This is a genomic window from Paenibacillus sp. Root52, assembly GCF_001426865.1.
Lineage (GTDB): Bacteria > Bacillota > Bacilli > Paenibacillales > Paenibacillaceae > Paenibacillus.
Window position 1 is genome coordinate 405548 of the sequence record NZ_LMFO01000029.1, and the last position, 12407, is coordinate 417954.

Annotated in this window: 20 protein-coding genes; 19 read left to right on the top strand and 1 reads right to left on the bottom strand. The window is 36.8% G+C overall.

Going from position 1 to position 12407, the window contains the following annotated elements:
* Nucleotides 1-146 precede the first annotated feature (146 nt).
* From ASD24_RS22880 to ASD24_RS22935, 12 genes are all read left to right on the top strand, one after another.
* Entirely contained in the window at nt 147-578 is a 432-nt protein-coding gene (locus ASD24_RS22880) for a hypothetical protein (RefSeq protein ID WP_056700865.1), read from the top strand.
* A 215-nt stretch (nt 579-793) separates the two neighbouring features.
* A complete protein-coding gene (locus ASD24_RS22885; protein ID WP_056700867.1) occupies nt 794-1183 on the top strand; it encodes a hypothetical protein in 390 nt (129 codons plus the stop codon).
* Nucleotides 1184-1220: 37 nt separating this feature from the next.
* On the top strand, nt 1221-1868 hold the full coding sequence (locus ASD24_RS22890; protein ID WP_056700869.1) for a nucleoside deaminase: 648 nt from the start codon (nt 1221-1223) through the stop codon (nt 1866-1868).
* A gap of 1 nt (nt 1869) precedes the next feature.
* Nucleotides 1870-2379, top strand: coding sequence for a GNAT family N-acetyltransferase (locus tag ASD24_RS22895; RefSeq protein WP_056700871.1), 510 nt, complete (start codon nt 1870-1872; stop codon nt 2377-2379).
* Between the two features lie 56 nt (nt 2380-2435).
* Nucleotides 2436-2870, top strand: coding sequence for an NUDIX hydrolase (locus ASD24_RS22900; RefSeq protein WP_056700874.1), 435 nt, complete (start codon nt 2436-2438; stop codon nt 2868-2870).
* An 85-nt stretch (nt 2871-2955) separates the two neighbouring features.
* Nucleotides 2956-3516: an AAA family ATPase gene (locus ASD24_RS22905; protein WP_056700876.1), complete on the top strand. Its 561-nt coding sequence runs from the start codon at nt 2956-2958 to the stop codon at nt 3514-3516.
* Between the two features lie 90 nt (nt 3517-3606).
* Nucleotides 3607-4056: a GNAT family N-acetyltransferase gene (locus ASD24_RS22910; protein ID WP_056701169.1), complete on the top strand. Its 450-nt coding sequence runs from the start codon at nt 3607-3609 to the stop codon at nt 4054-4056.
* A gap of 52 nt (nt 4057-4108) precedes the next feature.
* The gene (locus ASD24_RS22915; RefSeq protein ID WP_056700877.1) at nt 4109-4765 is read left to right on the top strand and encodes an HAD family hydrolase; all 657 of its coding nucleotides are present in this window, start codon (nt 4109-4111) and stop codon (nt 4763-4765) included.
* 54 nt (nt 4766-4819) lie between these two features.
* Nucleotides 4820-5125 (top strand): hypothetical protein, encoded by a 306-nt coding sequence (locus ASD24_RS22920; protein ID WP_056700879.1) that lies wholly within the window; start codon nt 4820-4822, stop codon nt 5123-5125.
* A 30-nt stretch (nt 5126-5155) separates the two neighbouring features.
* On the top strand, nt 5156-5599 hold the full coding sequence (locus ASD24_RS22925; protein ID WP_056700881.1) for a hypothetical protein: 444 nt from the start codon (nt 5156-5158) through the stop codon (nt 5597-5599).
* 8 nt (nt 5600-5607) lie between these two features.
* Nucleotides 5608-6123 (top strand): phosphotransferase-like protein, encoded by a 516-nt coding sequence (locus ASD24_RS22930; protein ID WP_056700883.1) that lies wholly within the window; start codon nt 5608-5610, stop codon nt 6121-6123.
* Nucleotides 6124-6188: 65 nt separating this feature from the next.
* Entirely contained in the window at nt 6189-6761 is a 573-nt protein-coding gene (locus ASD24_RS22935) for a class I SAM-dependent methyltransferase (protein ID WP_056700885.1), read from the top strand.
* Here ASD24_RS22935 and ASD24_RS22940 read toward each other — a convergent pair.
* Nucleotides 6751-7278 carry a hypothetical protein gene (locus tag ASD24_RS22940; protein WP_056700887.1) on the bottom strand — a complete coding sequence of 176 codons (528 nt, stop codon included), beginning with the start codon at nt 7276-7278 and terminating at the stop codon, nt 6751-6753. The two genes, ASD24_RS22935 and ASD24_RS22940, sit on opposite strands and share 11 nt — an antisense overlap.
* Before the next feature lie 283 nt (nt 7279-7561).
* On the opposite strand from ASD24_RS22940, the gene ASD24_RS22945 reads away from it, so the two are divergent.
* From ASD24_RS22945 to ASD24_RS22975, 7 genes are all read left to right on the top strand, one after another.
* On the top strand, nt 7562-8011 hold the full coding sequence (locus ASD24_RS22945; RefSeq protein ID WP_056700889.1) for a DUF1569 domain-containing protein: 450 nt from the start codon (nt 7562-7564) through the stop codon (nt 8009-8011).
* Between the two features lie 24 nt (nt 8012-8035).
* Entirely contained in the window at nt 8036-8908 is an 873-nt protein-coding gene (locus ASD24_RS22950; protein WP_056700892.1) for a phosphotransferase family protein, read from the top strand.
* 25 nt (nt 8909-8933) lie between these two features.
* Nucleotides 8934-9476, top strand: a complete 543-nt coding sequence (locus tag ASD24_RS22955; protein ID WP_056700894.1) for a hypothetical protein — start codon at nt 8934-8936, stop codon at nt 9474-9476.
* Nucleotides 9477-9971: 495 nt separating this feature from the next.
* Entirely contained in the window at nt 9972-10550 is a 579-nt protein-coding gene (locus ASD24_RS22960; protein ID WP_056700896.1) for a histidine phosphatase family protein, read from the top strand.
* A gap of 23 nt (nt 10551-10573) precedes the next feature.
* Nucleotides 10574-10993 (top strand): DUF4279 domain-containing protein, encoded by a 420-nt coding sequence (locus tag ASD24_RS22965; RefSeq protein WP_056700898.1) that lies wholly within the window; start codon nt 10574-10576, stop codon nt 10991-10993.
* A 173-nt stretch (nt 10994-11166) separates the two neighbouring features.
* Nucleotides 11167-11652, top strand: a complete 486-nt coding sequence (locus ASD24_RS22970) for an AAA family ATPase (RefSeq protein ID WP_056700900.1) — start codon at nt 11167-11169, stop codon at nt 11650-11652.
* A 218-nt stretch (nt 11653-11870) separates the two neighbouring features.
* Nucleotides 11871-12404 (top strand): class I SAM-dependent methyltransferase, encoded by a 534-nt coding sequence (locus tag ASD24_RS22975; RefSeq protein ID WP_235540757.1) that lies wholly within the window; start codon nt 11871-11873, stop codon nt 12402-12404.
* Nucleotides 12405-12407 lie beyond the last annotated feature (3 nt).

Sequence of the window (12407 nt, forward strand, 5' to 3'; positions counted from 1 at the left end):
TGGAATCTTGATCAAATATTTTTGAATGATGATACTTCGAGAACAGTAAAGACACATAAGGTTTGCATTTCGTGAATACAAGAACATGATGTGCAATTGGATGTCAGAGCAATAATCATAAATAGCATGTAATGGAGAGAACATGAATGAATTATGAGAAAGCAGCTCAATTCATCTGGACACATGGAAGATTATCAGAAAGAAGAATATTTGAATATGTTTATCAAGGTGGATCCCCAAATAACGTCTTACCCTCGCTTAAAGCATACCAGAATGAAGATGGTGGATTCGGCAATGAACTTGAACCAGATCTACGGGCACCAGGCAGTCAACCACTTTATATGGAATTTGCGTTACGAACCTTATACGATTGCAATATTAAAAATGAAGAACTTGCTCAAAAGGCATGTAAGTATATTGCTAAACACGCTGATTTAGAGAAAGGCATTCCAACTATTTTACCCTCATCAGCCCAATATCCAAGAGCAGAGCATTGGCAAAATTTATTTGCCACAGAGCCATCATTCAGTAGGTTAACCGGACTTATCGGACTATTAAAATGGCAAGGTATAGTATAGATAATCCGTGGCTAGAAAAAGCAGTAGAAAGTTGTTTGGAGAACATTTCGTCTAATATATATGAAGATGCCCATACTATTTTGACTGCATTTTGTCTTTTAGAACGTTTACCTCACACCTTAGAATGGAGAGCTTATGTTACTCTAAAAAATTTAATGATATTGAACTCATATAAACGCTATAAATTAACCATCTAAAAAGGATGAACAGAAAAATTGATAAAATCTATTAGTATTGATGTGTGGAATGGATCCACCTCTAATGAAGAAGTTGTTGTGAATCCTACATGGCTAGAGACTTTGGCTTTGTTAAGAAAACTAGATGGAGATAAATTTACATTAGTCTTTTTTGAGATATCAGACACAGATTCAGCATTAGTTGGAGGCGGGCCGGAGAATTTTATAGTGTCTATAACAATCGATGGCAATATATATACTCTTATGAACGACAAACAGGGAAAAAGTGAAACTCATCTGGTTATAGGTGGTCAGTTAGGGAATTATTGTGATAACATTTGTATAGAGTTAAATCCCATGCTTGAAGTAATACAGTATTATTATGAAGCTGGAAAACTACTTAAAACACATCAATGGAAACAAGAATAATCAAAGTAACTAATATGCTAAATTTGAGGTGTTGAATGTGTGGGAGAAACTATCAGAGTGTTGGAAAGCTAGTTTTGAAGAAGCTTGGGAAGCATATGCTCACGGTTCAATCCCTATCGGTGCAATTATAGTTGATGCCAATAATAAAATTATGAGTCGAGGTAGAAATAGAATCAACGAAACAATTGCTCCAAGCAAGCAAACATGCTTGAATAGATTAGCGCATGCAGAGATAAATGCTTTGTTACAACTGGATACGTTAGATTCAGAAGAACACAAAAACTACACACTTTATACAACGACAGAACCCTGTGTACTTTGTTTTGGTGCCATTATAATGTCAGGAGTTAGGAAAGTAAGATTCGCTGCAACTGATCCTATTGCAGGAGGCGCTAATCTAAATGATGCAGAAAATTCATTCATCAAGTCAAGAAACCTTGATATTAAGTGTGATGAGACATATTTAGGAGAACTACAACGTGTGCTAAGAACTGATCAGGTTATAAGGGCTTTAGGTGAAGAACAAGCAAGTAAATTTTTGGATAAGTACAGAATTAAATACCCTAAAGCCATTGAACTAGGAATAAAGTGGAATAGAGAAGGCAGATTACAAGAAGCATTGAGGAATAACGATCCCGTGGAAGTAATTATTAATAATATATCGAAAGAGATTAAGGAGAGTTAAAATGTTAGAAGTTTTGCAAGTTCCGTATGAAGATAAAAGTCTCCTAAGCAATTTGATCCAGTTCTATCGGTATGATTCGAGTGAATTTGATCAAAATGAACTGACTAATCATGGAGTCTATCTTTACAAATACTTAGATCACCAGTGGACAGATGAATATCGAAAGCCATTTTATATAAAGGTTGATGGAGAGTTTGCAGGTTTCGTTCTTGTTTTAAAAGATATTCCCAAAGAATATGTAAAGGTAAGCACAGCAGTTCAGACAAACATAATTAGTGATTTTTTTATAATGCGTAAATTTAGAAATAAGGGATACGGACAACAAACAGCGAATTTCATTTTCAACACTTTTAGAGGTGCGTGGGAAGTAAGACAGACACCACAAAATAAACCGGCTAATTTATTTTGGAAGAAAGTAATTAATGATTTTACGGATGGAGATTATGAAGAATTTATTTTAGATAATGAGAAATGGAAAGGGTCTGTTCAAGTATTTGAAAATAAAGATTAATAATACGATCAAATGAGAGCGCTTAATCCATAGGCATATAGAAGGGATATGATTTAGTGAAAAGAGTTGACGTCGTTTACTCACTAATAACAGACCAGTTTAAAACTAAAGTTCTTGCAGTGAAAAATGCTGATCGAGCAAGTTGGTCTCCTCCTGGGGGAGCGGTTGAGTTAAATGAAACATTAGATCAAGCTGCAATTCGCGAGGTTAAAGAAGAGACGGGACTTGAAGTTAAAGTCCATGGGATTGTTGCGATGAATGAGTGCAAATTTGAAGATATCAATGAACATGTCATTTTTTATACGTTTAGGGCAGAGATTGTAGGCGGCGAAGAACAGATCATTAGACCAGATGTAATCTCTGAAATAGCATGGCTGGACATAGAACAAGCTGATGAATTAATGCCTTATTATAAAGGTGGATTTAAAAATTTAATTCATGGAAATGAGAGTATGTATTTTAATGAAGGAAAAAAGGTACTGCAGATTTGATAAAATTGGTATGTGCCGAGAAAATAGTGTTTTAGAAACAACGAATTTATGAATTAGCAATGATGTCTAAAGGAGGCACATTTAAATGAAGTTAGTTATACTCTTTGGACCCCAAGCCGTAGGGAAAATGACGGTGGGTCAATGTTTAGAAGCTAAAACAGATTTAAAATTATTTCATAATCACATGTCTATTGATTTTGTGTCTCCTTTTTTCGATTACGGGACACCTGCTGGAAAACGTTTGGTAAGTGTGATTCGGCAAGAGATTTTTGAAGAAGTATCCAAAAGTGAACTGGAAGGGCTCATATTTACGTTTGTATGGGCATTTGACCTTCAGAGTGATTGGAACTATATTGAGCAGGTTTCAAGCTTATTCGAATCAAGAGGGGGAATGGTATATTTAGTTGAACTAGAAGCCGATTTGGAAGAACGCAAAAAACGTAATACGACTGAAAATAGATTGGCACATAAACCTACCAAACGAGATGTGAAATGGTCGGAGGCCGAACTGATTAAAACTTATGAAAAGCATAGGCTGAATTCAATGCCAGGGGAGATTATCAAACCCAATTACATGAGAATGAATACCATTGGACTGGAAGCAGACCAGGCAGCCGAGCTGATTAAAAAAGAATTCGATTTGTAAGGTTGAAATTATACCACAGAAGACAAACAGCGAATCCTTCAACCAAAAGATCATTTTTAATTTAGTCACTTTAATGGGAGGGATCTAATGGTGCTGATATTAGAACGAGCTATAAAATATGATGCAAATAAACTTGCTGAAATACAAAAGGCTAGTTTTGATGATGAATCAAGGAGCTTTAATAATAGTGAATCCGGTGGCCCAGTAGGGTATGACTCCGCACGTTGGCAAGAAGAGATGATCGAACAATGTGAATACTTCAAGATACTTCTTAATAGAGAGATAATAGGTGGAGCTATAATCGTCATTGAAACCAATCAAGTTCATAATCTTGGCAGGATTTTTATTGATCCAAACTTTCAACATCAAGGGATCGGGATGAAAGTAATGCAAGAGGTTGAAAGAAAATTTCCGGAAAGCGTGAAATGGTGGCTGGATACTCCTAATTGGAGTGTCAAGAATCATCATTTCTATACCAAGTGTGGCTTTACCAAAGTTAGAGAAGAAGGGGACTTATATATTTTTGAAAAGACTTTATAAGTACCAGTGCTCAATTCCTCAAGATTAGGACAAATAACAGAGGGTGGAATATATGATTAAAGGAATCTTGTTTGACTTGGATGGAACATTGCTTGATCGTGAGCAATCATTAATTGCCTTCGTTCGTAATCAATATTATCGATTCCAAGCTTTTCAAAATGTTGAGGAACAAATATTTGTACAGAGATTTATTGAATTAGATCAGAAGGGTTATGTCTGGAAAGACAAAGTTTATCAAACGCTAATCAATGAATTTAATTTGGATCTGAACTGGGACGAATTATTGGAGGATTATATTCAATCATTTCAATATCATTGTATTGGTTTTCCAGGATTAATCGAGATTCTTGACTACTTGAAAGGCAAACAAATGAAATTAGGTATTATAACGAACGGATTCGGTAGATTTCAGATGAATAATATTAAAGGACTAGACATTGATCATTATTTTGATGGAATATTCATTTCTGAAATTGAGGGTTTGCGGAAACCAGACATTAAAATATTTAGAAGAGCCTTAGATCGTTTAGGATTGGAGCCTCAAGAATCGATATTTGTAGGAGACCATCCAGTAAATGATATAGATGCAAGTATTAACGCGGGTATGAAAGGAATTTGGAAAGAAGATGATTACTTTGGGAAACCTTCAACAGATTATTTGTCCGTAAAGGACTTGGTAGAGATAAAGAACATCATAGAACGATTTTAAAGTAAATCATAATCATCTAAGGGGCTAGATTTATAGAAATAGAGAGGTGATTGTTTGAAAGTATTTAGAAAGCAAGTTCGAAAAATAACTATAGACGGCGTTCTGTACTTATATGTAATAGATGAACAAGATTATAATATTGTTATACGGATCTATTCGAATCAGTTTAAATCGACCTTTGCTGAATATCTCATTCATTGGGGTGATCACTGGGATATTGGTGTTTACGAGCCAAAGTTGATTGCAAGACTAATCCAATATGCAGAATCAACCGGCTGGGAGAGTAATACAAGAAATAATAAAATTAAAATTGATAATGCTTCAATACTTATAAGAGAAATGATCAAAGAGAATCTATAATCTTGAGGGAAATTAACAAGGAGCAAAAAAATGAAAATGATCTCTTTCGAAGAGGCAAAAAGCTTAGGTGTAGAAACGGCGTACCACCTTATGGATAACGGTGAAAAGCGATTTAGACTAATCAATAACGATGGCAGCTCATATATCCGCACCGAAGGTTCCGAGAATGGCTCGTGGCAGAACAGCCACTATCACCAAACATTAAAAGAATTATATGTTGTACAACAAGGTTGGATTGCTTATGCAGAACTTGATGAACAGAATCAATTTTCTTTGAGAATCTTAGAGAAAGACGACAGCGTCATGGTTCCTCCATTAAGATCGCATAACATCTACATGTCATCATTAGCGGTTACCCATGTTATTAAATTTGGTGGGAATCGTGAGATCAAGCCAGATTGGTTTGCTTCACCTCAATTAGACCTTCTGACCAAGCACATTTCAGAGATAGACTTACTTACAAGTAAAGGATGATAAGAGAAATGGAAAAAGGGAAAATTATATTTTTGAATGGTGTAACCAGCTCAGGCAAAACATCAATTGTAGAAGCAATGCAATCATACACTGAGCCGTTTTTTTATGTTGTAGCTAATGATCTTTTTGAAAATACGATTGGGGATAAGCATCTCCAAACAGACTACTGGAAGTACTTAAGTGAAGCGATTATGATGATGTATCACACAGCAAAACTATTTTCAGATCATGGAAAGCACGTATTAATTGATGGAATACTTGTTGAAAGACCAGAGTTACAACCGCATTATGAACAAGTCCAAGAGATTTTTGCAGGGTATCCTCTGGATATCGTTGAGGTGCATTGCCCATTAAATCTATGTCGGAAGCGAAATATTGAGCGTGGTGATCGTGGTGAAAAGCAATCAGATGAGCAACACAAAATAATGGCTAAAAACATTCATTATAGCTATTCCATAGATACAAGCTTGAACACGCCAGAGGAGTGTGCGGACAAGATTATCGAGCATTATTTCCCACAGTGAAGTTATTATTGAAAGATCTCAAGGGAAGTATATGTGAATGATGAGAAATAAAAGGAGCGAAGCATATGATAGATATCTCTAATATTGCACCAACAGATCCAATTAAAATTATTATAGGTGCTTCTTCACAAAGTTATGAAGGGTGGATACAAACTCAAGAGAATGAATTGAATTTGCTACGATTGGAAGATTGGGAGCAAAGTTTCAAAGATCGAAGAATCGAAGCCATCTTATCAGAGCACGTCTGGGAGCACATGACCTACGAAGAGGGAGTTCAAGCCGCTAAGATATGCTATAAGTATCTACATACGAAAGGGTATATTCGCTGCGCGGTTCCTGATGGTTATTTTGCAAATGAAGATTATCAGAATCTAGTTAAGATTGGCGGACCAGGACCTCTCGATCATCCAGCGGCAAGTCATAAGATCGTACATAATCATAATACACTTACCCGTATGTTTGAGGAAGCCGGCTTTGAAGTTGAGTTATTGGAATACTGGAATGAGGATGGACGTTTTTATTTTCAAGATTGGAATCCAGAGAACGGATTTATCTATAGATCTAGCCGATATGATCATCGAAATCAGAATGGCAATTTGGGTTTTACATCTCTAATTGTAGATGCAATTAGGAAATAGTTACTTTAAAGCTTGCCGACTCAAGAGGAGTTATGGTTGTGCCATCCTGTGCAATTAAAGAAACAGTGACTTCAATAGTGCCTTGATTTTCTAAATGGTCTAAATCAATAGATATAGACCTACGTTGAAATTCATCCCATATCCCCTCTGTTTTCACAACGGTATCATCGTTAAATATTTGGCCTTGTGTATCTTGAATCGTAACTTGAAAAATCCGATCGGGAATGTTTGCAGTTTGATTAGGTTGATAGTCCTTTTTACGGTACCATAGTCCAAACTGAAGTTTTTTTGACTTGGGTAGGTAGTAAACTTCTGTGAGATGCACATCCGGATTGGATAACGTTTGATTTTGCGCTGTAAGCTGAATCGGTTCCTCTTTATTCTCATAAGGATCATCCCACTGTAATGGCGGAGTTGTACCTGTTTTGAGAGCGATAATTTCCCTGTCTTTATATAGATAAATTCCCGTTAGAATAATGACTACTGAGATTATAGAAATAAGAATTTTGTGTTTCACCAGTCATCCCACCTTTTTAAATGATATAGCCTTTGCCTGCGTATTGAAACTTAGGGTTGATATATACCGTTCTTCATGATTGTTAGTTCAGATAACTTCCCCACTATAGTATCACTCGTTAAATCTTCTCTAGGATGATAAAATCCCTTAGCTTTATGTCTCGTTATTTTTCAGATTTTGATTATAATTATGATTAAACCATAAAATGGTTTTTAAATACTTTTGAAATTTAAAAGCTATCACGAATAGACATGGTAATAACGATGTTCTTAGGAGGATTGAAATGAACAGCCTATTTGAACAAGTTCATGCTAATGAGATTGTGGAGCGTCTCAACCAATTACGTCCGGATGCGGAGCCCCGATGGGGTAAGATGAATGTTTCACAAATGCTGGCTCACTGCTCAGGTTTTCAGGAGATAGCAATGGGGAACTCTACATCTGCAAGAAGCTGGCTAGGATTAGTCATCGGTAAACTAGTGAAACCCGTATTTTACAACGATAAGCCACTGCCGCAGAATATGTCCACGATCCCTGAGATTATGATTGTAGATGAGAGGGAGTTTGAATTAGAAAAGAAAATGTTAATCCAGAAGATCATTACGTTCCAACATGATGGACCTGAGAAATGTACAAAAAAACCGCATCCTTTCTTTGGCAAGCTATCTCCTGAAGAATGGGGTAAGGGGCTCTATAAACATCTAGACCATCATTTAAAGCAATTTGGCGTGTAGGTAAACGGAAGAAGGGGCTATGTAATGGCGAATAAGATCCTGTTACGTAAATTTCCAAATGTTAAACTAACTGAACTCACAGGTGGGTACACCAATAAGACAATATTACTTGATGGTTCTGATCCACTTGTGGTTGCAAAAATCTTTCATAAAAATAATAGGGATGCTAGAAATGAATTGAGTATTCTACATCTCTTGAACGGTTCAGATGTATCTCCCGGCATCCATGATTATTTTGAGGAGGACACATCGCTGTACATTATCATGGACTACATACAGGGGGACAATGGGCAGCGATTTTTAGATTCAAATGACATGGATACTGCTAGAGAAATCTACAGGTTGCTGGGCATTCAGTTATCATCCGAAATTCATTCGATACGTTGGAACGATCAGGCATCGGAATTACCAATCATTGCGCTGGTGGATGACAGTCTAGATTCACTGGATTTTGTACCCATTGATCTGAAAAATGAAGTAAAATGCATTGTAAATATACATGTGAACGATGAAAAAACGATAATCCATGGAGACTTTGGTCCACATAATACGATCGTAACTGGGGATTCGCTGGTAGTTATCGATTGGGAGTGGGGAGGATGGGGTCACCCGCTTCAAGATATCGCATGGGTCGTATGGTTTGTCCACCTCCATTATCCGGATGTAGCTGATGAACTATCTGGCATTTTCTTAAAAGCGTATTGTGCACATTCACCCGTAATAGTCACAGAGGAGTTGATCAAGGCCTTTGCACTTTCTAAAGTAATCAATATATTACATCGCATTAAGAATGCAGATGTTAGCGTTCAGAAGGAGTGGCTTAGAAGATTAGAGTGGACATTAGAAACGACTTTTTTGGGCGGTGAAGGATGGGATATCAGTTCTAATAAAGATTAACGTGAGCAAAAAGGAGTAGTGTGCTTTGAATACAAATGAATTAAAATCAGAAATAATTACTAGTCTCCTTCAGCTTGATGAAGAATTAAAGATAACCTACAATACAACACTTGAAAATTATTTAGGCATTCAAATTCTGCGGTCGGAAGGTATGATGTATGAATGTACACCTGAGGATGCCAAAGTATTCGCTTATACGGGGATGGGTGGAGACCATTTTGCATTTAGTACACAGCACGGTACGATTTATGATTTAGACCAAGCGCCTGTGCTATTTGTACAACCGATGATTTTAGATTGCCCAGTAAAGGTTGTGGCTAGAAATATTAGAGATTTCTTTTCCTTGTATCTCTCGCTAAAGGAAATATATATTTTAGAGAGATTTGATTGGTACAAAAGCGAAAAGGATATGTTTCTTGATATCGAAGAAAACTATGCAGAGAGCATCATTGAACGATCCGATGACATTAATTTCCTATCAGACAAGTTGGAACAATACCTAGCGATTAAACCGATCGGGAACGCGTATTCATATGTGGTAAGGACTAGAGAAGATATTAAGTGCTAAGTGTATGCATTTAACCAAGAGAGGATGTCGTAGAATGAGATATAAAATTTTTTTTTATGGTAGCTATAGATGCGATTGGAGGCTCAGGGAAGAGTGAACCTAATGAAGAATACGATAAAAGTTTTGATCAAGTGCAGTGAATTGATGAATTATTAAACACTCTTAATATACACAAGGCTGATATTTTGTGGGGTATCCTACGGTGCCTATTTATCCTATTACTACACCCTTAAGAGAAAAATGTCATACATAGTGCCGTCTGTTTAGCAGGAAGAATTCCCACAACTCAAATAGAAGTTATGAGCATGATCTATTGTCCAACTATCCTAAGGCTATACAAAAGCTAGATAAAAACCAAATTCAATATAAAATCATAGCAAACACAAGTCATGCGATAAATCATGAACGTGCTGAACGCGTTAACAAAGAGATCAGTCAATTCATTTTAACGGTAGAACGATAGAAAGCTATATATTCAAAAGAGGTGGAACCCATATGACGGTATTTGGACTTATACGACATGGTGTTACGGATTGGAATTATGAATTTAGAGCGCAGGGACATACTGATATTCCTTTAAATGCCGAGGGAAGAAGGCAAGCAGAATTACTTGCTAGACGAATGGAGAACGAAGAATGGGATGTTATATATTCAAGTGATTTATCTAGAGCACTCGAAACAGCAGAAATGGTAGGCAAACTGAAGAACATTGAAGTGAGAACCGACTTACGTTTGAGAGAAATGAATGGCGGACTTATTGAAGGCACAACCGAACAAGAGCGAGTTAATCGGTGGGGATATAGCTGGTCGAAACTAGACTTAGGTATAGAGCCACAGGCTGATGTTATTGCAAGAGGAGTAGACTGCCTCGCGGATCTAGCTCAGAGACATCCGAATCAAAAAATACTGATCGTAAGTCATGGCGCAATACTTGGGTTGACCTTGAAAAAACTCATTCGGCATGTGGATACGGCAGAAAATCTTCATAACACATCGGTAAGCATAATAAATAAAGAGCAAGTGAGATGGAATTGTGAACGTTATAACTGTATATCTCATTTAGACGGTGCTTAACATTTTATATAAAGGGAGAGACGATGAATAAAACACAGGTGAAGGCTTATTATAGCCTATTTGGTGATCATTTTGATCCGGATGAAGTGACCTCGAAGCTTGAAATTACTCCAACAAGTATTACCAGAAAAGGGGATATCATTAATGCGAAACATAGTCATTCAGAAACATCTTGGACATTAAGCACTGAATATGAAGAATCTCTAGATGTTAATGAGCAGTTGAATAAAGTTATGAATGTATTAAAAGATAAAGTAGATGAAATCAATACGATACAGATACAAAATCAACTGAAATCTAAATTTTTTATTGTAATCGTGATGGAAAATGGTTATACACCTGCTCTGTATTTTGACTCTTATCTCATTAAGTTCGCTGATTCAATTCATGCTGAAATTGACGTTGATCTCTACGCAAATCCATACTCAGCGGATACAGTCTGAACGAAGGTGAAAGAGGAGATGGGGTAATGTTTGAAGTTGTGGTTCAAGCAATTTTTATCTTAATCAAATTGGTTTCCTAACAGATATAACAGAAGAAGTAGGCGCTACGTTGATAGGGAAGGCGTTATATAAAGATTAGGACATATTATTTTTTACTGAGAGGATGAAGTTATATGAGTAAATTGCCTTTATTTGTTGTGACAGGTGCCAGCGGAACAGGTAAAACTACGATTTGTGCACTGGTGCGTGAGAGCCTTCCTGAATTTGATGTATTTGATATGGACATTATTGATAATGTCGATTGGCAAATTGCAAAAGCAAATTGGCTAAGAATTGCTTATAGTATTTCATTAAGTGGTCGCGGCACCGTGCTCTGTGGAACGATGGTTCCAGAAAACATTGAATCTGCTGACCACAAGGATAAGTTTGAGACAATTCACTACATTAACTTACATTGCGATGACGAAACACGTGCAGCAAGATTGTTAGCGCGAGGCTGGGGGAATGAAGCTGTCCAAGAACATAAGAATTTTGCCAATTGGTTGGTGCAGAATGCAAGTGTAGCCTTTACGCCTCCAATGCCAACAATCAACACAAGTGAACTGACACCTGAAGAAGTAGCAAAAGAGATTAAAGATTGGGTTTTAAGTAACTGGTAATTATGAAAATCCATCATTCCTTGAAAGTGAGTTGAGTAGCTATGGCTTCCTCTGGCATTGGACTTGATCTAGAACGTATCATTTTCATTGGAAGAACTTTTGAAGAATATAGGGATATATTTAATCTGTCCAACGAGGATATTCTCAATAACAAAATACTAGATTGCCCTGCTGGCGCTTGTTCCTTTACCTCTATAGCGAATCGGTTAGGAGGAAATGTGACAGCTGCTGATATTGCATATTCTTATCCGGTTCAGCAGCTTAAGAACAAAGGGCTATTAGATGTAGAACATGGCATTGAGAACATTCAAAAGGTTCAACAAAATTATGTTTGGAATTATTTCAAAACAGTTGATGAGCTGAGATCAAGTCGGATGAGAGCTTTGACAGATTGCACTGATGACATGTGTGTAAATTCTAACCGTTATCTTGCGGCAACTTTGCCGCAACTACCATTTCAGGATAACCAGTTTGATATCACGTTGTCGGCGCATTTCTTGTTTATGTATTCTGATCGATTAGACCTGAGCTTTCACCAAGCGACCATACGAGAACTTATGAGAGTAACGCGCAAAGAAATTCGAGTGTTTCCTATTGTGGATTTAGCAAGTGAAAGATCAGCACATTTGGATTCTATTATCAACTTGATCGAAGAGGCTGGGTGGAATTACGAAATTCAAAATACAGGTTATGAGTTTCAGCGAAATGTGAAGCAACTGTTGCGGATATACAATAAGGATAACAGCATTTAAATA